Annotated in this window: 14 protein-coding genes and 2 tRNA genes; 12 read left to right on the top strand and 4 right to left on the bottom strand. The window is 66.2% G+C overall.

The window, feature by feature from the left end; genetic code table 11:
• Positions 1 to 66 precede the first annotated feature (66 nt).
• The 5 genes from EJI01_RS02475 (at position 67) to rimO (ending at position 5,046) form a co-directional block, all read left to right on the top strand.
• Complete coding sequence (locus EJI01_RS02475) at positions 67 to 2,298, top strand: RelA/SpoT family protein (RefSeq protein ID WP_126835510.1); 2,232 nt, start codon at positions 67 to 69, stop codon at positions 2,296 to 2,298.
• A 51-nt stretch (positions 2,299 to 2,349) separates the two neighbouring features.
• Positions 2,350 to 2,426: transfer RNA gene (locus tag EJI01_RS02470), tRNA-Val, on the top strand.
• 171 nt (positions 2,427 to 2,597) lie between these two features.
• Positions 2,598 to 2,966: a hypothetical protein gene (locus tag EJI01_RS02465; protein WP_126835509.1), complete on the top strand. Its 369-nt coding sequence runs from the start codon at positions 2,598 to 2,600 to the stop codon at positions 2,964 to 2,966.
• A gap of 97 nt (positions 2,967 to 3,063) precedes the next feature.
• Positions 3,064 to 3,600 carry a polyhydroxyalkanoate synthesis repressor PhaR gene (gene phaR / locus EJI01_RS02460; RefSeq protein WP_185878788.1) on the top strand — a complete coding sequence of 179 codons (537 nt, stop codon included), beginning with the start codon at positions 3,064 to 3,066 and terminating at the stop codon, positions 3,598 to 3,600.
• A 39-nt stretch (positions 3,601 to 3,639) separates the two neighbouring features.
• Positions 3,640 to 5,046, top strand: a complete 1,407-nt coding sequence (rimO, locus tag EJI01_RS02455; RefSeq protein ID WP_126835507.1) for a 30S ribosomal protein S12 methylthiotransferase RimO — start codon at positions 3,640 to 3,642, stop codon at positions 5,044 to 5,046.
• 78 nt (positions 5,047 to 5,124) lie between these two features.
• Here the strand turns inward: rimO and EJI01_RS02450 are convergent.
• Positions 5,125 to 5,209, bottom strand: a tRNA-Leu gene (locus EJI01_RS02450).
• A 92-nt stretch (positions 5,210 to 5,301) separates the two neighbouring features.
• On the opposite strand from EJI01_RS02450, the gene rnr reads away from it, so the two are divergent.
• On the top strand, positions 5,302 to 7,557 hold the full coding sequence (gene rnr / locus EJI01_RS02445; RefSeq protein WP_185878794.1) for a ribonuclease R: 2,256 nt from the start codon (positions 5,302 to 5,304) through the stop codon (positions 7,555 to 7,557).
• Positions 7,558 to 7,570: 13 nt separating this feature from the next.
• Positions 7,571 to 8,332, top strand: coding sequence for an SDR family oxidoreductase (locus EJI01_RS02440; RefSeq protein ID WP_126835506.1), 762 nt, complete (start codon positions 7,571 to 7,573; stop codon positions 8,330 to 8,332).
• A gap of 6 nt (positions 8,333 to 8,338) precedes the next feature.
• On the opposite strand, the gene EJI01_RS02435 is transcribed toward EJI01_RS02440, so the two are convergent.
• The 3 genes from EJI01_RS02435 to EJI01_RS02425 are packed head-to-tail and all read right to left on the bottom strand — an operon-like array spanning position 8,339 to position 12,442.
• A complete protein-coding gene (locus tag EJI01_RS02435; RefSeq protein ID WP_126835505.1) occupies positions 8,339 to 9,787 on the bottom strand; it encodes an NAD(P)H-hydrate dehydratase in 1,449 nt (482 codons plus the stop codon).
• Positions 9,788 to 9,799: 12 nt separating this feature from the next.
• Complete coding sequence (locus tag EJI01_RS02430) at positions 9,800 to 11,056, bottom strand: D-amino acid dehydrogenase (protein ID WP_126835504.1); 1,257 nt, start codon at positions 11,054 to 11,056, stop codon at positions 9,800 to 9,802.
• Between the two features lie 54 nt (positions 11,057 to 11,110).
• Positions 11,111 to 12,442: an amidase gene (locus EJI01_RS02425; protein ID WP_126835503.1), complete on the bottom strand. Its 1,332-nt coding sequence runs from the start codon at positions 12,440 to 12,442 to the stop codon at positions 11,111 to 11,113.
• Positions 12,443 to 12,630: 188 nt separating this feature from the next.
• On the opposite strand from EJI01_RS02425, the gene rpsB reads away from it, so the two are divergent.
• From rpsB to uppS, 5 genes are all read left to right on the top strand, one after another.
• A complete protein-coding gene (gene rpsB / locus EJI01_RS02420; protein ID WP_126835502.1) occupies positions 12,631 to 13,386 on the top strand; it encodes a 30S ribosomal protein S2 in 756 nt (251 codons plus the stop codon).
• Between the two features lie 114 nt (positions 13,387 to 13,500).
• Positions 13,501 to 14,424, top strand: coding sequence for a translation elongation factor Ts (gene tsf / locus EJI01_RS02415; RefSeq protein WP_126835501.1), 924 nt, complete (start codon positions 13,501 to 13,503; stop codon positions 14,422 to 14,424).
• A gap of 92 nt (positions 14,425 to 14,516) precedes the next feature.
• The gene (pyrH, locus tag EJI01_RS02410; RefSeq protein WP_126835500.1) at positions 14,517 to 15,239 is read left to right on the top strand and encodes a UMP kinase; all 723 of its coding nucleotides are present in this window, start codon (positions 14,517 to 14,519) and stop codon (positions 15,237 to 15,239) included.
• Between the two features lie 14 nt (positions 15,240 to 15,253).
• Positions 15,254 to 15,814, top strand: coding sequence for a ribosome recycling factor (gene frr, locus EJI01_RS02405; protein WP_126835499.1), 561 nt, complete (start codon positions 15,254 to 15,256; stop codon positions 15,812 to 15,814).
• The gene (gene uppS, locus EJI01_RS02400; protein WP_126835498.1) at positions 15,814 to 16,548 is read left to right on the top strand and encodes a polyprenyl diphosphate synthase; all 735 of its coding nucleotides are present in this window, start codon (positions 15,814 to 15,816) and stop codon (positions 16,546 to 16,548) included. The genes frr and uppS overlap by 1 nt, the downstream gene beginning before the upstream one ends.
• The last annotated feature ends 3 nt before the right edge of the window (positions 16,549 to 16,551 follow it).

Genomic DNA, 16,551 nt, shown 5'->3' with positions numbered 1-16,551 from the left:
TCGCGACTTCCCCTGTTTCATGACCGAGCCTGCTCTCCATCACGCTGCCTGGGAGGGAGCGACCGAGTGAAGCGCGAACAGCCCAATCTCTCGTTGTCCGGCTCCGCCGTGGTGGACTATCCGCTGTCGGCGGCAACGGCCGATCGCACGCCGGTGGTCGAGAACATGCTTGCGCGCGCGCGTGCGTTCGCCGAACCGCTGATCGTCGACGAAACGCTGGATACCGGCGAGAACACCCTCGCGCATGCCGATGCAGTGGCCGCGATCGTCGCGGCCATGGGCGGATCGGAGGCGATGCAGGCGGCCAGCTACCTGGTCTATTCGTGCCAGCACCTGAACCGGCCGCAAGAAGTGATCGCCAAGGTGTTCGGCGACAACTTCGCGGCGCTCGCGGTGGAAACCACCAAGCTCGTGCATGTGCAGAAGCAGGCGCGATCGGCCACGGCCAGCGCGCACCTGGCGGATGGTGCGAGCACGCAGACCGAGAACGTGCGCAAGATGCTGCTCGCGTTCTCGCGCGACCTGCGGGTCGTGATGCTGCGGCTGGCTTCGCGCCTGCAAACGCTGCGCCATGCGGCGGCAAGCAAGCAGCCGGTGCCCGAGGGCGTGGCACGCGAATCGCTGCAGGTGTTCGCGCCGCTCGCCAATCGTCTCGGCATCTGGCAGGTCAAGTGGGAGATCGAGGACCTGTCCTTCCGCTTTCTCGAGCCCGAGACCTACAAGCTCATCGCGCGGCTGCTCGACGAGAAGCGCGTCGAGCGCGAAGGGTACGTCGAACAGTTGCGTGCGCGCCTCGAACGGGAATTGGCCGAGGAGGGTGTCAAGGCCACGGTGCAGGGACGCCCGAAGAACATCTACAGCATCGTCAAGAAAATGCGCGGCAAGTCGCTCGACTTCGCGCAGGTGTTCGACATCATGGCGCTGCGCGTGGTGGTGGCGGACGTCAAGGATTGCTATGCGGCGCTGGCCTGGGTGCATTCGAATTTCCAGCCGATCGACGAGGAGTTCGACGACTACATCGCGCGGCCCAAGCCCAACGGCTACCAGTCGCTGCACACGGTCGTGCGCGAAGTGGTGGACGGCCAGGCCGGCAAGCCGATCGAGATCCAGATCCGTACCGAAGAGATGCACGATCACGCCGAGCATGGCGTGGCCGCGCATTGGGCCTACAAGGAGGCGGGCCACAAGGGCTATGCCGGGGTCTGGGCGAGCGGCGAGTACGACGCCAAGATCGCCGTGCTGCGCCAACTGTTGGCCTGGGAGCGCGACCTGTCGGGCGGCTCGCAGGGGCAGGGGCTTTTCGACGACCGCATCTACGTGCTGACGCCTGATGCAGCGATCGTCGAATTGCCACAGGGGTCAACGGCGGTCGACTTCGCCTACACGGTGCACACCAGCCTGGGCCATCGCTGCCGCGGCGCGCGCGTCGACGGTGCGATGGTGCCGCTCAACACGCCGCTGCAGAACGGGCAGACGGTGGAGATCATCGCGGCCAAGGAAGGCGGCCCCTCGCGCGACTGGCTCAATGCAGAGCTGGGCTACCTCGCGAGCCATCGCGCACGCGCGAAGGTGCGGGCTTGGTTCAATGCGCAGATCACGCACGAGACGGTGGCGCGCGGCCGCGAGGCGGTCGAGAAGGTGCTGCAACGCGAAGGCAAGACCGCGTTGAAGCTCGACGACCTCGCGTCGCAGCTGGGCTTCAAGTCGGCCGACAACCTGTTCGAGGTGGTGGGCAAGGACGAGTTCTCGCTGCGCAACATCGAGATGCTGCTGCGTCCTCCGGAGCCCGCGCCTGGTCCGGACGACGGGGTGATCATCAAGAAGGCGCGCGCCGGCGGCAACGCGGGCAAGGGCGGTGTGCTGGTGGTCGGCGTCTCTTCGCTCATGACGCAGCTCGCCAAGTGCTGCAAGCCGGCGCCGCCCGATGCGATCCGCGGCTTCGTGACGCGAGGCCACGGCGTCAGCATCCACCGCGCGGACTGCAGCAGCTTCCGCATGATGGCCATGCGCGATGGCGAACGCGTGATCGATGTCGAGTGGGGCGAGCAGAAGGCCGATGCCGGCTCCGTCTATGCGGTGGACGTGGCGGTCGAAGCCGCCGATCGCCAGGGATTGCTGCGCGATATTTCCGACGTGTTCGCACGCGAGAAGATGAACGTGATCGGCGTGCAGACGCAGTCCGTCAAGGGCACCGCATGGATGACTTTCACGATCGAGATCGCCGATGCCGCGCGGCTCGCTCAGGTCCTCAATGTGGTGGCTGCGGTCACCGGTGTGCGTTCTGCGCGTCGTCGCTGAAAAAGGCGGCCTCGCGGCCTGCTACAATCTCGGCTTCTCGGACACATCCTTAGGCGCGTAGCTCAGCTGGTTAGAGCACCACCTTGACATGGTGGGGGTCGTTGGTTCGAGTCCAATCGCGCCTACCAATTTTCCTGATCGCAGCATCCGCTCAACCAACGGTTTGCCTGCGCTCCCAGGCCTCCTGTTCCCCGGCTCCCTCTACACAAGGTCTACTGCCTTCGTCGACTGGCGAATACGCTGTCAGTTGTGGTAACTTGGCCGTCCGCCATCTCCACAGCACTTGACTCAGGGAACCGATGAACACGACAGCGGCTGAGAGCGACCCGGCACTCGAGGAGCTTCGTCTCGCCGCCCTGTTGCGGCAGGCTCCGCTCGAATTCGCGCGCGTGGTCTACGGACTCAATGATCGAGCCAACGGACGGGCCGGCACCATGGCGGCGGAAGACGTCGCGCGCACGGTGCGGCAGGGCGCTCCGGTCACGCGGGAGCGTGCCGAACAGCGGGCGCGAGGCTATTTGCCTCTGGCCGGCCAGGAGCACTGCCCGCGTTGCTGGGTTTTCAACGGCGTCAAGAGTCCCTTGCACTTTCGCGACAGCACCGAAGAGCGCCCCGAATCGGCCGTTTGCAAGGTGTGCGGCGCCGAGTACACCACTTCGCTGGACTGACGCTCCCCGTCAGGGTAAACCTTGTCGCGGTGCAGCAAAACCGCTCCCTAGAATTTGTTTGCGCGCCCCTGGGCGTGAAAACCTGAAGGAGTCCGTAGTGCAGAGCAAGAAATCCGCCGGTGCCAAACCGGTACAGCGGGTGATCAAGAAGTATCCCAACCGAAGGCTCTACGACACGGAAACCTCCACCTACATCACGCTCGCCGAAGTCAAGCAACTGGTGATGGACAAGGCGCCCTTCGTGGTGCGCGACGCCAAGAGCGGCGACGACCTCACGCGCAGCATCCTCTTGCAGATCATTCTCGAAGAAGAGGCCGGCGGCGCGCCGATGTTCACCGAGCAGGTGCTGGGCAACATCATCCGTTTCTACGGCCAGGCCATGCAGAGCTACATGGGGCCGTATCTCGAGAAGAACATTCAGGCCATGACGGAGGTGCAGGCCCAACTGGCTGAAAAGGCGCAGAACCTGACGCCCGAGATGTGGGCCCGATTCATGACCATGCAGTCCCCGATGCTGCAGGGCCTGATGGGAAGTTACGTCGAGCAATCGAAGAATGTGTTCCTGCAGATGCAGGAGCAGATGCAGAAGAACACGGAGCAGGTTCTGGGCGCCTTTGGCATCAAGCGCCCCTAGATCGGGCGCGGAGCCCGATAGCTGGGACAATAAGGGGATATGAGCGAAGTTGCCTCCCCTGAACGAATTGCCGCGCCGGCCGCCCCCAAAGTCGGCTTCGTGAGCCTCGGCTGCCCCAAGGCGCTGACCGATTCCGAGTTGATCCTCACCCAGTTGAGTGCCGAGGGCTACGAGACCTCCAAGACTTTCGAGGGCGCCGACCTCGTGATCGTCAACACCTGCGGCTTCATCGACGACGCGGTCAAGGAGAGCCTCGATACAATCGGCGAGGCGCTGGCCGGCAACGGCCGGGTGATCGTGACCGGTTGCCTGGGCGCCAAGACGGGCGAAGAGGGGGGCAACCTGGTGCGCCAGATGCACCCCAGCGTGCTTGCCGTCACCGGCCCGCATGCGACGCAGGAAGTGATGGATGCGGTGCACGCGAACCTGCCGAAGCCGCACGACCCCTTCGTCGACTTGGTGCCGAACGCGTTCGGCATCGCAGGCTTGAAGCTCACGCCGCGGCACTATGCCTATCTGAAGATCAGCGAGGGCTGCAATCACCGCTGTACCTTCTGCATCATTCCCTCGATGCGCGGCGACCTCGTGTCGCGGCCGGTCGGCGACGTGTTGGGCGAAGCCAAGGCGTTGTTCGAAGGGGGCGTCAAGGAACTGCTGGTCATCAGCCAGGACACCTCGGCCTATGGCGTGGACGTAAAGTACCGCACTGGTTTCTGGGACGGCAAGCCGGTCAAGACGCGCATGCTCGAACTGGTGCGCACGCTCGGCGAAATCGCCGAGCCCTATGGCGCCTGGGTGCGGCTTCACTACGTGTATCCGTATCCCAGCGTCGACGAGGTCATCCCGCTGATGGCGAGCGGCCAGGTGCTGCCCTACCTCGACGTGCCGCTGCAGCACAGCCATCCCGATGTGCTCAAACGCATGAAACGGCCCGCCAGCGGCGAGAAGAACCTGGAGCGCATCGCGCGCTGGCGCGAAGTGTGTCCCGAGCTCGTGATCCGCAGTACCTTCATTGCGGGCTTCCCCGGCGAGACGGAAAAGGAGTTCGAGCACATGCTCGCCTTCATTCGCGAAGCGGAGATCGATCGGGCGGGCTGCTTCGCCTACAGCCCAGTCCAGGGCGCGGCCGCCAACGAGATCCCGGGCATGCTGCCCGAGACCGAGCGCGAAGCGCGGCGCGCTCGTTTCATGGAAGTGGCCGAAGCGGTGTCGATCGCGAAGCTGCAGAAGCGCATCGGCGCGACGATGCAGGTGCTGGTGGATTCAGCGCCGGGCATGGGGCGCAAGGGCGGGGTGGGCCGGAGCTACGCCGACGCGCCCGAGATCGACGGCATCGTGCGGCTGCTGCCGCCCGAGAAGATCAGCAAGACCCTGAAGGTCGGCGAATTCACTCGGGCCCGCATCGTAGGCGCCGAGGGTCACGACCTGATCGCGCTGCCTGTCTGATGCCGCAGACGGACAAGAAAAAAGCCACCGGAAACCGGTGGCTTGAATCGAGAAATCCCGAGAGGGATTATCTAAACTTGGTGCCCAGAAGAGGACTCGAACCTCCACGATGTTACTCGCTAGTACCTGAAACTAGTGCGTCTACCAATTCCGCCATCTGGGCCCACGTGTTGCTTGGGAACTAGTCCCTCGCAACAGGTTTTGAATTTCAGGAAAGAGAGAGATCATATCAAAAATTTAAGCCACCCCAGCGGACTGCTGGACGAGGTTGAAGGCACGGTGCAAGGTCATCGCGACGGGCACGGTTTCGTGCAGCGCGACGATGGCGAAGCCGACATCTATCTGCCCCCCAACGAGATGCGTGCAGTGCTGCACAAGGACCGCGTCAAGGCGCGCGTCGTGCGCCAGGACCGGCGCGGTCGTCCCGAGGGCCGCGTGGTCGAGATCATCGAGCGGCCTGAGCAACCGATCATCGGCCGCCTGCTGCACGAAGGCGGCATCTGGCTGGTCGCGCCCGAAGACAAGCGCTACGGCCAGGACGTTCTGATTCCCAAGGGCGCGACCGGCACGGCCAAGGTCGGCCAGGTCGTCGTCGTGCAGTTGACCGAGCCGCCCGCGCTGTTCGGCCAGCCCGTCGGGCGCGTGAAAGAAGTACTCGGCGAGATCGACGATCCCGGCATGGAGATCGAGATCGCGGTGCGCAAGTACGGCGTGCCGCATGAATTTTCCGAAGCCTGCCTGGCCGAAGCGAAAGCCTTGCCCGACAAGGTGCGCGCGGCCGACAAGAAGGGCCGCATCGACCTGACCGACGTACCCCTGGTCACCATCGACGGCGAGGATGCGCGCGACTTCGACGATGCTGTGTACTGCGAACCCGCCAAGGTGGGTCGCGGCAAGGGCTGGCGCCTGCTGGTCGCGATCGCCGACGTCAGTTCCTATGTGCAGACCGGCTCGGCGATCGACATCGACGCCTACGACCGCGCCACCAGCGTCTACTTCCCGCGCCGCGTGATCCCGATGCTGCCGGAGAAGCTGTCGAACGGGCTGTGCTCGCTCAATCCGGAGGTCGAGCGTCTGTGCATGGTCTGCGACATGCTGGTCGCGGCCGACGGCGAGATCTATGCCTATCAGTTCTACCCGGCGGTGATGTGGAGTCATGCACGCTTCACCTACACCGAGGTGGCCGCCATCCTCGGTAACACGCGCGGGCCGGAAGCGGCGAAGCGCAAGGACCGCGTGAAGGACCTGCTGAACCTGCACGACGTCTATCGCGCGCTGCTCAACCAGCGTTCGAAGCGCGGCGCGGTCGACTTCGAAACCACCGAGACGCAGATCATCTGCGACGACGCAGGCCGCATCGAGAAGATCGTGCCGCGCACGCGCAACGAAGCGCACCGGCTGATCGAGGAGGCCATGCTGGCAGCCAACGTCTGCAGCGCGGACTTCATCGCCGAAGGCAAGCACCCGGGCCTGTACCGCGTGCACGAAGGGCCGACGCCCGAGAAGAAGGAGATCCTGCGCGGCTACCTCAAGGCGATGGGCGTCGGACTCTCGATCACCGACGATCCGAAGCCGGGCGAGTTCCAGGCCATCGCCGAGGCGACGAAGGAACGCCCTGACGCGCAGCAGATCCACACGATGCTGCTGCGCTCGATGCAGCAGGCGATCTACACGCCGATCAACAGCGGCCATTTCGGCTTGGCCTACGAGGCGTACACGCACTTCACGAGCCCGATCCGGCGTTATCCCGATCTGCTGGTGCATCGCGTGATCAAGGCCATCCTCGGCAAGACCAAGTACCAGCTGCCGATGCTGCCGACGCCGGGTGAGGCGCATGCGAAGCTCGCCAAGCGGCTTGCGTCGCGCGTGAAAGCGCCCACCGCCAAGCCGCAGAAGGCCACGGTGGCGCCCAGCAAGGAAGTGCTGGCCTGGGAGGCTGCCGGCCTGCATTGCAGCGCCAACGAGCGGCGCGCCGACGAAGCCAGCCGCGACGTGGAAGCCTGGCTCAAGTGCAAGTACATGCGCGAACACCTCGGCGAGGAGTACGGCGGCGTGGTCACGGCGGCCACCACTTTCGGCATCTTCGTCACGCTCGACGCGATGTACGTCGAGGGCCTGGTCCACATCACGGAACTCGGCGGCGAGTACTTCAAGTTCGATGAGCAGCGGCAGGAATTGCGCGGCGAGCGCACAGGCATCCGCTATGCGATCGGCACGAGGGTGCGGGTGCAGGTGAGCCGCGTCGATCTCGATGGCCGCAAGATCGATTTCCGCCTGGTGCGCGAAGGCGAGGAGTTGGGCACGCGTGCCATGAAGGACAAGGGCGTTGCCACCGGCGGCGTGCCGGCCAAGGCATCGGCCAAGCGCAGTGCGCGCAGCAAGAAGCCCGAACCAGCGGTCGAACGCAGCGATAGGGCCGCTGCGGCCGCCCCGCAATCGGCCATGCAGGCCTTCCGGTCGGCCGTCAAGAAGGCGGCCAACAAGATGAAAGGGCGCAAACCGCGCCGTTGAAGGAGAAACGAAGATGAGCGTTGAAAAGAAGAGCCGCATCGCGGTCGTCACGGGGGCCGGCACCGGCATCGGCCGCGCCGCCGCACTCGCATTGCTGGGCGACGGCTGGAGCGTGGTGCTGGCAGGCCGCCGGCTCGAGCCGCTGGAGGAAGTGGCCGATGCCTCGGGCGCCGGCGCGCGTGCGTTCGCGGTGCCCACCGACGTGGCCAATCCGGAGTCGGTGCAGGCGCTGTTCGCCGCGGCGGTCGAGCGCTTCGGCCGCGTCGACCTGCTGTTCAACAACGCCGGTGTCGGCAATCCGCCCGGCCCGTTCGAGGATTGGACGCCCGAGCAGTGGCGAGGCGTGGTCGACATCAATCTGAACGGGATGTTCTATTGCATCCAGCAGGCCTTTCGCACGATGAAGTCGCAGACGCCGCGGGGCGGCCGCGTCATCAACAACGGCTCCATCTCCGCCACCTCGCCGCGGCCCAACTCAATGGCCTACACCGCGACCAAGCACGCAGTGGAAGGCCTCACCAAGACGGCATCGCTCGACGGTCGCAAGCACGACATCGCCGTGGGGCAGATCGATGTCGGCAATGCGCTGACCGAGCTCGCCGCGCGCATGGCCAAGGGCGTGCCGCAGGCCAATGGCGAGATTGCGATCGAACCGGTGATGGACGTGTCCATCGTCGGCCAGTCGGTGCTCTACATGGCGAATCTGCCGCTGGAGGCGAACGTGCTGTTCCACACGGTGATGGCCACCAAGATGCCCTTCGTCGGACGCGGATAGGCGCGCTCAGCCGCGCGCCAGCGCGCCGGCGGTGAGCGGGCTCTCCGCCGGCCACAGGTCCGCGCGATGGCCATGCCGCCATACCGCCTCGCAGGCCGCCGCCATTGCCGGCAGGCCGGCCGCCAGCTCGGCGCCGATCATGCCGGCCAGCACGTCGCCCGTGCCTGCGGTGGCGAGACGGGCGTTTCCGGTGGCGTTGATCACGGGTGTGGTACCCGGTGCAGCCACGACGGTGCCCGAGCCCTTGAGGACGACCGTCGCGCCGAAGCGATCCACGAGCCGATGCGCGGCACGCAGCCGGTCGGCTTGCACATCCGTCGCGTTCACGCTCAGCAGCCGCGCTGCTTCCAGGGGATGCGGCGTGAGCACAGTGGCGCGGTCCGCGCGGAGGCGCGCAACGAGCAGGGCCTGCAAGGCGTCGTCGCCTGCGATGGCATTGAGCGCATCGGCATCGAGCACCAGCGCACGGGCTGTCTCCATCACTTGCGCCAGAAGATCGCGCACCGCCGACCCGCCGCCGCAGCCGCAAACGACCGTCATGGCGCTCAAATCCAGCGTCTCCGGGCGCCGGAACATCAGCTCGGGCTGCATGAGGTCGAGCATGGGGAGCCGGGTGTCGAGCGGGGCGACGAATACGCGCCCGGCGCCCGCGTTCAGGGCTGCGGAAGCCGCAAGCAAGGCAGCGCCGGCCATGCCGGGCGCGCCTCCGATCACGGCCACATCACCGTAGCTCCCCTTGTGGGAAGCGTGCCGCCGCGCTTGTTCGGGCGGCGCGCCGGAAAGGCGCGCCGTGGCCTGCTCGGCAGCCGGGGCGATGCCGAGGTCGTCGAACCACACCTCGCCGGTCGCATCGCGGCCCTGGCCCGTGAAGAGACCCGGCTTGAGCGTCAGCAGGCTCAGGCAGGTGCGCCGGACGCCTGCGGGCGCTGAGGGGAATTCCATCGACAGCACGCCGGTGTCGGCATTCAGGCCCGACGGCGTGTCGACGCTGAGCACGGCCGCGGAGCCGGCGTGCATGCGGCGCAGCCAGTCGGCCATCAAGCCCTTGGGCGCGCGCGCGGAGCCGATCCCGAGCAGTGCATCGATGGCGAGTTCGGCATGCTGCGGCGGTGCGTCCGCGAAGCGCACGCCGGCATCGCGTGCGCGTTGCAGCGAAGTGCGCGCGTCGGCCGGCAAGTGGCTGTCGTCGCCGATCCGGGTGACAACCGCCGCGAAGCCGCGCTGCTGCAACTGCGCCGCTGCCTCGAAGCCATCGCCGCCGTTGTTGCCGGGCCCGCAGGCGACCCAGATCGTGCGCGCGTGGGGCGCCATCGCCATCGCCAGGCGTGCGACCGCCAAGCCTGCGCGCTGCATCAGCGTGTGCGGTGGAAGGACCGCCGCGGCCGCCTGTTCGATCCGCCGCGAGGCCGCGACGTCGAACAGCGGGGCGGCGGTGGCGGTGGTGACGCGCTGCATGGACCTTCTGCTTCAGTGTTGCAGCAGGCGTTCGATGCCCAAGCCTTCGAGATCGACACCCGCGTCGCGGCCACCCATCATGTCTGCCAGAACGCGCGCACTGCCGCACGACAGGGCCCAGCCGCTGGAACCATGGCCGAGATTGAGCCACACGCCGGGTATGCCGCTCGGACCGATGATGGGCGGGCCGTCCGGCAGCATTGGCCGTGCCCCTTTCCATTGCTGGACGCCGGCCTGCAGGGTGACGGCACCCGGAAACCAGTCGTGCAGCACCTTGTAGAGCGTTTGCAGCGCGGTGGGATGCATCGCGTCGAGCGAGCCGCCGAGCTCGGCGCTTCCGGCCACCCGCACGCGCAGTCCGAGGCGGGAGATCGCCACCTTGTAGCGCTCGTCCATCACGGCGCTGCGCGGTGCGTTGAGCGGTTCGCGGATATTGGCGCTGATCGAATGGCCGTAGACCGGCGCGAGCGGAATGCGCAGGCCCAGGGGCTGCAGCAGGTCGGCCGAGGCCACGCCGGCGCACACCACGACCGCGTCGAAGCGATGGCCCTCCGAGCCGCTCGCCAGCGAAAGCTCGGTCGGCGCCGCGCGCTTCAGCGGCGCGAGATCGCAGTTGAAGTGGAACTGGGCGCCCAGCGCCTCGGCTTCCCACTTGAGCAGCAGTGCGAACTGCCGGCAATTGGCGACCTCGTCCTCGGGCAGGTAAATGGCGCCGGCGAGCGGGGTGTCGGCGCTGAGCGCGGGCTCGATCTTGCGGGCCTCGTCGGCATCCACTTCGCGGAAGCTGCTGCCTGCCGCTCGCAGTACCTCCAGGCCGGCTTGAACGAGCTTCTTCTCGCGCTTGGAACGAAGCAGCACGAGGTATCCGTCGGTACGCTCGTAGCTGAGCTCGCGTGCCTCGGTGATCTCGTGCAGGCGCGTACGGCTATAAAAGGCCAGGCGCTGCATGCGCGCGCGGTTGCTCAGGTAGGTTTCGAGCTTGCAGGCGCGCTGCCAGTGCGCCATCCAGGACAGGTCGCGCCGCGACAATGGCCAGCGCAGCTTGATGGCGCCGTGCGTGGAGAGCAGGGAGCGCAGCACCTTGCCGCGCATGCCGGGGCCGGCCCAAGGCGTGACATAGCCGGGTGCGACCACGCCGGCGTTGGCAAAACTGGATTCCTCTGCGGCGGCGCCGCGGCGCTCGAAAACGACCACTTCGTGCCCATCCGACGCCAGCTCCCAGGCTGTGGTGACGCCAATGATCCCGGCGCCCACGATCGCGATTTTCATTCGATTCTTTGCGGTGAAATGTATGCCGGCGCCTGCCTGCGAGGCGCACGGCCGCTAGTGCCGTTGTTGTAACTCGCGTTCGGCCTGCAATGCGATCGCGAGCAGCGCGTCGTCGTGTAGGGCGCCATGCCAAAGCATGAGGCCGACGGGCAATTCGCCCTCGACGTGGCAAGGCAGCGAAATCGCACAGCCGTCGAGCATGTTGACGACCGACGGGTTGCGCAGCAGCAGCGCGTTGATGCGGAAAAAGATCTCGTCGTGTTCTGCGCCGGGCGCCACGCTGGCGGTGGCCGGCGCGGCGATCGGCACGGTGGGCGAGAGCACGGCGTCGAAGGGCGCGAGCGCCCGTTCCATGCGGGCGATCCAGTCCCGACGCGCGTGGACCAAGTCGATGTATTCGTGCGCCTTCATGGTCGCGCCCTTGAGGATGCGCTGCGCCACCCGCGGGTCGTAGCCAGCGCCGCTGCGCTCCAACAGCAGGCGGTGCCAGGCGTAGCCCTCGGCCGCGGAGAACCCGCCCGTGGCATTGATCGAGCGCAGGTCGGCCAGTTCGGGCAGCGCAATCTCGTCGATGCGCGCACCTGCCGCGCGCAGCGTCCGGATCGTGCGCTCGAAGGCGCTCGCCACCGCGGGCTCGATTTCGTCGAAGAAGAGATCCGTGACCATCGCCAGCCGGTAGGCGGACAGCGGAGCGGTGCCGGCGGTGACGCGCCGGGCGGCGAGGATTTCGTGCGCGGTGATCGCATCACGCACCGAGCGCGTCATGGCGCAGACAGTGTCGAGCGTGGTGGACAGCGGCAGTGCGCCATCCGCCGGCACCAGCCGCGCGGTGTTCTTGAAGCCGACGATGCCGTTGAGCGCGGCCGGGATGCGGATCGAGCCGCCGGTGTCGGAGCCCAGCCCGATGAAGGCGGCGCCGCTCGCCACCGAAACCGCAGCCCCCGACGACGAGCCGCCCGGGATGCGCGGCGTGGCGGCATCGCTCGCGTTGGCCGGCGTGCCGTGGTGCGGGTTCACGCCCACGCCCGAGAAGGCGAACTCGGTCATGTTGGTGCGGCCGATGAGCGCGCCCCCGGCGGCGCGCAGGCGCGCGACTGCGGGGGCGTCCGCCTTGGCCGCCGGCGCATGGGCCAGCACGACCGAGCCGGCCGGCGTCGGCTGGCCGGCCAGGTCGAACAAGTCCTTGGCTGAAAAGGCCAGACCGGCCAGGCGCTGCTGCGGGCGCGCGGACGCCGCAGCATGGCGCGCCTCGTCGAACAGGGTGCGCGTAAAAACGTGCCGGCAGGCCGGAGACTGGGCCTGCGCAATGGAGTGCTCCATTTCGGTGCGCGCATCGGAGGCGCCCGCCAGCAGGGCGAGGCGGGTGGCGTGCAGGTCAGGGCGCATGGTGAGGGTGGCTACAGAGGAGGGGACGGGGGTGCGTGCTATACTCTTTGGGTTTCGCCATGGGCATTTTCCCGAGGCGAGATGCATCCGCAAACCAGCCCATTCAAGGTGTTGTGAGCCTCTTTTCCTTTCGAAGGAAGGCGCACAAAACGGGCTGGATTTTAGACCCAACCTTTGGAGTTATTCCTATGTCGACGACCATGCGCGAAATGCTGGAAGCCGGTGTCCATTTCGGTCACCAAACGCGCTTCTGGAACCCCAAGATGGCCCCGTACATCTTCGGCCATCGCAACAAGATTCACATCATCAACCTGGAAAAGTCGCTTCCGATGTTCCAGGACGCGATGAAGTACGCCAAGCAGCTCACCGCCAACCGCGGCACCATCCTGATGGTCGGCACCAAGCGCCAGGCGCGCGAGATCGTGGCGGCCGAGGCCCGTCGCGCCGGCGTGCCCTTTGTCGATACCCGCTGGCTCGGCGGCATGCTGACCAACTTCAAGACCGTCAAGACCTCGATCAAGCGGCTGAAGGACATGAAGGCCCAGCAGGAAGCCGGCCTCGACAGCTTGAGCAAGAAAGAGCAGCTCACCTTCACCCGCGAGATCGAGAAGCTCGAGAAGGACATCGGCGGCATCCAGGACATGACCTCGCTGCCCGACGCCATCTTCGTGATCGACGTGGGCTTCCACAAGATCGCCGTGGCCGAAGCCAAGAAGCTCGGCATTCCGCTGATCGGCGTGGTCGATTCCAACCACTCGCCCGAAGGCATCGACTACGTGATCCCGGGCAATGACGATTCGTCCAAGGCCGTCACGTTGTACGCCCGCGGCATCGCCGACGCAATCATCGAAGGCCGCGCCAGCGCGGTCAACGACGTGGTGAAGGCCGTTGCCGAAGGCAGCGGGGATGAATTCGTCGAAGTCGAAGAGGGCGCTTCCGCCTGATCGGCGCTCTCACGAGCCTGAAGAAGGGGCTTTGTTGCCCCTTTTTTTTAACTTGATTTTCGCGGCGCGCCCGGTGCGGGCCGTCGCAACTGACAAACCGAACGGAGAAACGACATGGCAACAATCACCGCAAGCATGGTCGGCGAACTGCGCGCAAAGACCGACGCCCCGATGATGGAATGCAAGAAGGCCCTGACCGAGGCCGACGGCAACATGGACAAGGCCGAAGAGCTGCTGCGCATCAAGCTCGGCAACAAGGCCGGGAAAGCCTCGGGCCGCATCACCGCGGAAGGCGTGGTCACGGCTTTCGTCGGTGGCGATGCCGGCGCGATGATCGAAATCAATTGCGAAACCGACTTCGTCACCAAGAACGACAGCTTCCTCGCCATGGCCAATGCCGCAGCGATGCTGGTTGCCAAGCACAACCCCGCCGACCTGGCCGCGCTGGGTGCGCTGCCCTACGAGCAGGACGGGTTCGGCCCGACGCTGGAAGACGTGCGCAAGGGCTTGATCGGCAAGATCGGCGAGAACATGAGCTTCCGCCGCTTCAAGCGTTTCGCCGGCAACGGCAAGCTGGCCTCGTACCTGCACGGCACGCGCATCGGCGTGATGGTCGAGTTCGAGGGCGACGACACGTCCGCCAAGGACGTTGCGATGCACATCGCAGCGATGAAGCCGGTGGCCATCTCCAGCGCCGACGTGCCGGCCGATCTGATCGAGAAAGAGCGTGCGGTCGCCGCCGGCAAGGCCGAGGAAGACCGCAAGGCCGCCGAAGCCGAAGGCAAGAAGCCGCAGCCGGCCGACATCGTGGCCAAGCGCATCGAAGGCGGCGTTCAAAAGTACCTGAAGGAAGTCTCGCTGCACAACCAGGCTTTCGTGAAGAACGATAAGCAGACGGTGGAGCAGATGCTTAAGGCGGCGAACACCTCGATCAAGGGCTTCACTCTCTACGTGGTCGGTGAAGGCATCGAGAAGAAGGTCGACGACTTCGCGGCCGAAGTTGCGGCGCAGGTCGCTGCTGCCAAAGCGGCAGCCTGAGTGCCGCCCCAGGCGACGGCGCGCATCGCGCGCTGCCGCTTTTTAGCAATCACGTTTTACACTCGCCCCGCCAACCCCAAAGGAATTCACCCATGTCCGACGCCCGACCAGCCCACAAGCGGATCTTGTTGAAGCTGTCGGGCGAGGCATTGATGGGTGACGACGCCTTCGGCATCAACCGGGCGACGATCGTGCGCATGGTCGGCGAGGTGGCCGAGGTGGTGAACATGGGTGTCGAGGTCGCCGTCGTGATCGGCGGCGGCAACATCTTCCGAGGCGTGGCCGGCGGCTCGGTGGGCATGGACCGCGCCACTGCCGATTACATGGGCATGCTGGCGACCGTCATGAACGCGCTGGCGCTGGCCGACGCGATGAACAAGCAGGGCTTGATCGCCCGCGTGATGTCGGCCATCGCGATCGAGCAGGTCGTGGAGCCCTACGTTCGCCCCAAGGCGCTGCAGTACCTCGAAGAGGGCAAGGTCGTGATTTTCGCGGCCGGCACCGGCAACCCCTTCTTCACGACCGACACGGCCGCGGCGCTGCGCGGCGCCGAGATCGGTGCGGAGCTGGTGCTTAAGGCCACCAAGGTCGACGGCGTCTATACCGCGGACCCCAAGAAGGACCTGAGCGCGACGCGCTATTCGCGCTTGAGCTTCGACGAAGCCATCGCGCAGAATCTCGGCATCATGGACGCCACGGCTTTCGCGCTGTGCCGCGACCAGAACCTGCCGATCAAGGTGTTCTCGATCTTCAAGAACGGCGCACTCAAGCGCGTTGTGATGGGCGAGGACGAAGGCACGCTGGTGCATGCCTGAAGAGGACCAAGAAGATGACCATTGCAGAAATCCGTGATGCGACCGACGCCAAGATGAACCAGTCGCTCGCCGCATTCCAGAACAACCTGACCAAGATCCGCACCGGCCGCGCCAATCCGGCGCTGCTGGACTCGATCCACGTCGAGTACTACGGCTCCTCGGTGCCGCTGTCGCAGGTGGCGAACGTGTCGCTGCTCGATTCGCGCACCATCAGCGTCCAGCCGTGGGAAAAGGGCATGGGCGCCAAGATCGAAAAGGCGATCCGCGAAAGCGATCTGGGCCTCAATCCCGCGTCGATGGGCGACCTGATCCGCGTGCCGCTGCCGCCGATGAGCGAAGAGCGCCGCAAGGAGATGACCAAGCTGGTGCGCAACGAGGGCGAGACCGCCAAGATCGCGACCCGCAACCTGCGCCGCGACGCCAATGATGCGATCAAGAAGCTGGTCAAGGACAAGCTGGCTTCCGAAGACGATCAGAAGCGGGCCGAGGCCGAGATCCAGAAGGTGACCGATCGCCACATCGGCGAGATCGACCGGCTGGTGGCGGCCAAGGAAGCGGAGATCATGGCCGTCTGATGGCAACCTTGCCTGCCATACCCCACCACATTGCCATCGTCATGGATGGCAATGGACGCTGGGCCACGCGCCGCTTTCTGCCGCGCGTCGCGGGACACAAGCAGGGCGTCGAATCCTTGCGCCGCTGCGTCAAGGCCTGTGTCGATCGCGGCGTCGCGGTTCTCACCGTGTTCGCCTTCTCCTCCGAGAACTGGAACCGTCCCGTCGAGGAAGTTTCCGGGCTGATGGACTTGATGGTCGGCGCGCTCGGCCGCGAGGTGCCGAAGTTGAGCCATGACGGCGTGCGGCTGCATTTCATCGGCGAGCGCGGCGGCCTGTCCGAGAAAATCGCCGCCGGCCTGCTGCAGGCGGAGGCGGCGACGGCCCACAACACCCGGCTGGTGCTCAACGTCTGCTTCAACTACGGCGGCCGCTGGGACATCGCGCGCGCCGCGGCCCAGCTCGCCGCGCGCGGCGAGCCGCTGACCGAGGCCAACCTCGATGCGGCAATGGCGCTGTCGCACGTGCCGGATCCCGATCTGTTCATCCGTACCGGGGGCGAGCAGCGGCTGTCGAACTTCCTGCTGTGGCAGAGCGCCTATGCCGAGCTGTTCTTCAGCGATCGCCTCTGGCCCGAGTTCGACGAGGCTGCACTCGACGAAGCCATTGCCGCCTTCCAGCGCCGCGAGCGCCGGTTCGGCCAGACTTCCGCGCAGGTCGCGGGCAACGCATGGCGCGATCCGCAGGCCGCCTGAGCG

Origin of the sequence: Variovorax sp. MHTC-1, assembly GCF_003984645.1 — a bacterium.
Classification (GTDB): Bacteria; Pseudomonadota; Gammaproteobacteria; order Burkholderiales; family Burkholderiaceae_C; genus Variovorax.
This window is presented reverse-complemented; position numbering and strand designations above follow the sequence as displayed.

Bases quoted from the DNA above. Each gene is read 5' to 3' on its own strand.
- EJI01_RS02465 (WP_126835509.1), top strand. From the start codon at position 2,598: ATGAACACGACAGCGGCTGAGAGCGACCCGGCACTCGAGGAGCTTCGT.
- rimO (WP_126835507.1), top strand. From the start codon at position 3,640: ATGAGCGAAGTTGCCTCCCCTGAACGAATTGCCGCGCCGGCCGCCCCC.
- EJI01_RS02440 (WP_126835506.1), top strand. From the start codon at position 7,571: ATGAGCGTTGAAAAGAAGAGCCGCATCGCGGTCGTCACGGGGGCCGGC.
- EJI01_RS02435 (WP_126835505.1), bottom strand. From the start codon at position 9,787: ATGCAGCGCGTCACCACCGCCACCGCCGCCCCGCTGTTCGACGTCGCG.
- EJI01_RS02430 (WP_126835504.1), bottom strand. From the start codon at position 11,056: ATGAAAATCGCGATCGTGGGCGCCGGGATCATTGGCGTCACCACAGCC.
- EJI01_RS02425 (WP_126835503.1), bottom strand. From the start codon at position 12,442: ATGCGCCCTGACCTGCACGCCACCCGCCTCGCCCTGCTGGCGGGCGCC.
- rpsB (WP_126835502.1), top strand. From the start codon at position 12,631: ATGTCGACGACCATGCGCGAAATGCTGGAAGCCGGTGTCCATTTCGGT.
- tsf (WP_126835501.1), top strand. From the start codon at position 13,501: ATGGCAACAATCACCGCAAGCATGGTCGGCGAACTGCGCGCAAAGACC.
- pyrH (WP_126835500.1), top strand. From the start codon at position 14,517: ATGTCCGACGCCCGACCAGCCCACAAGCGGATCTTGTTGAAGCTGTCG.
- frr (WP_126835499.1), top strand. From the start codon at position 15,254: ATGACCATTGCAGAAATCCGTGATGCGACCGACGCCAAGATGAACCAG.
- uppS (WP_126835498.1), top strand. From the start codon at position 15,814: ATGGCAACCTTGCCTGCCATACCCCACCACATTGCCATCGTCATGGAT.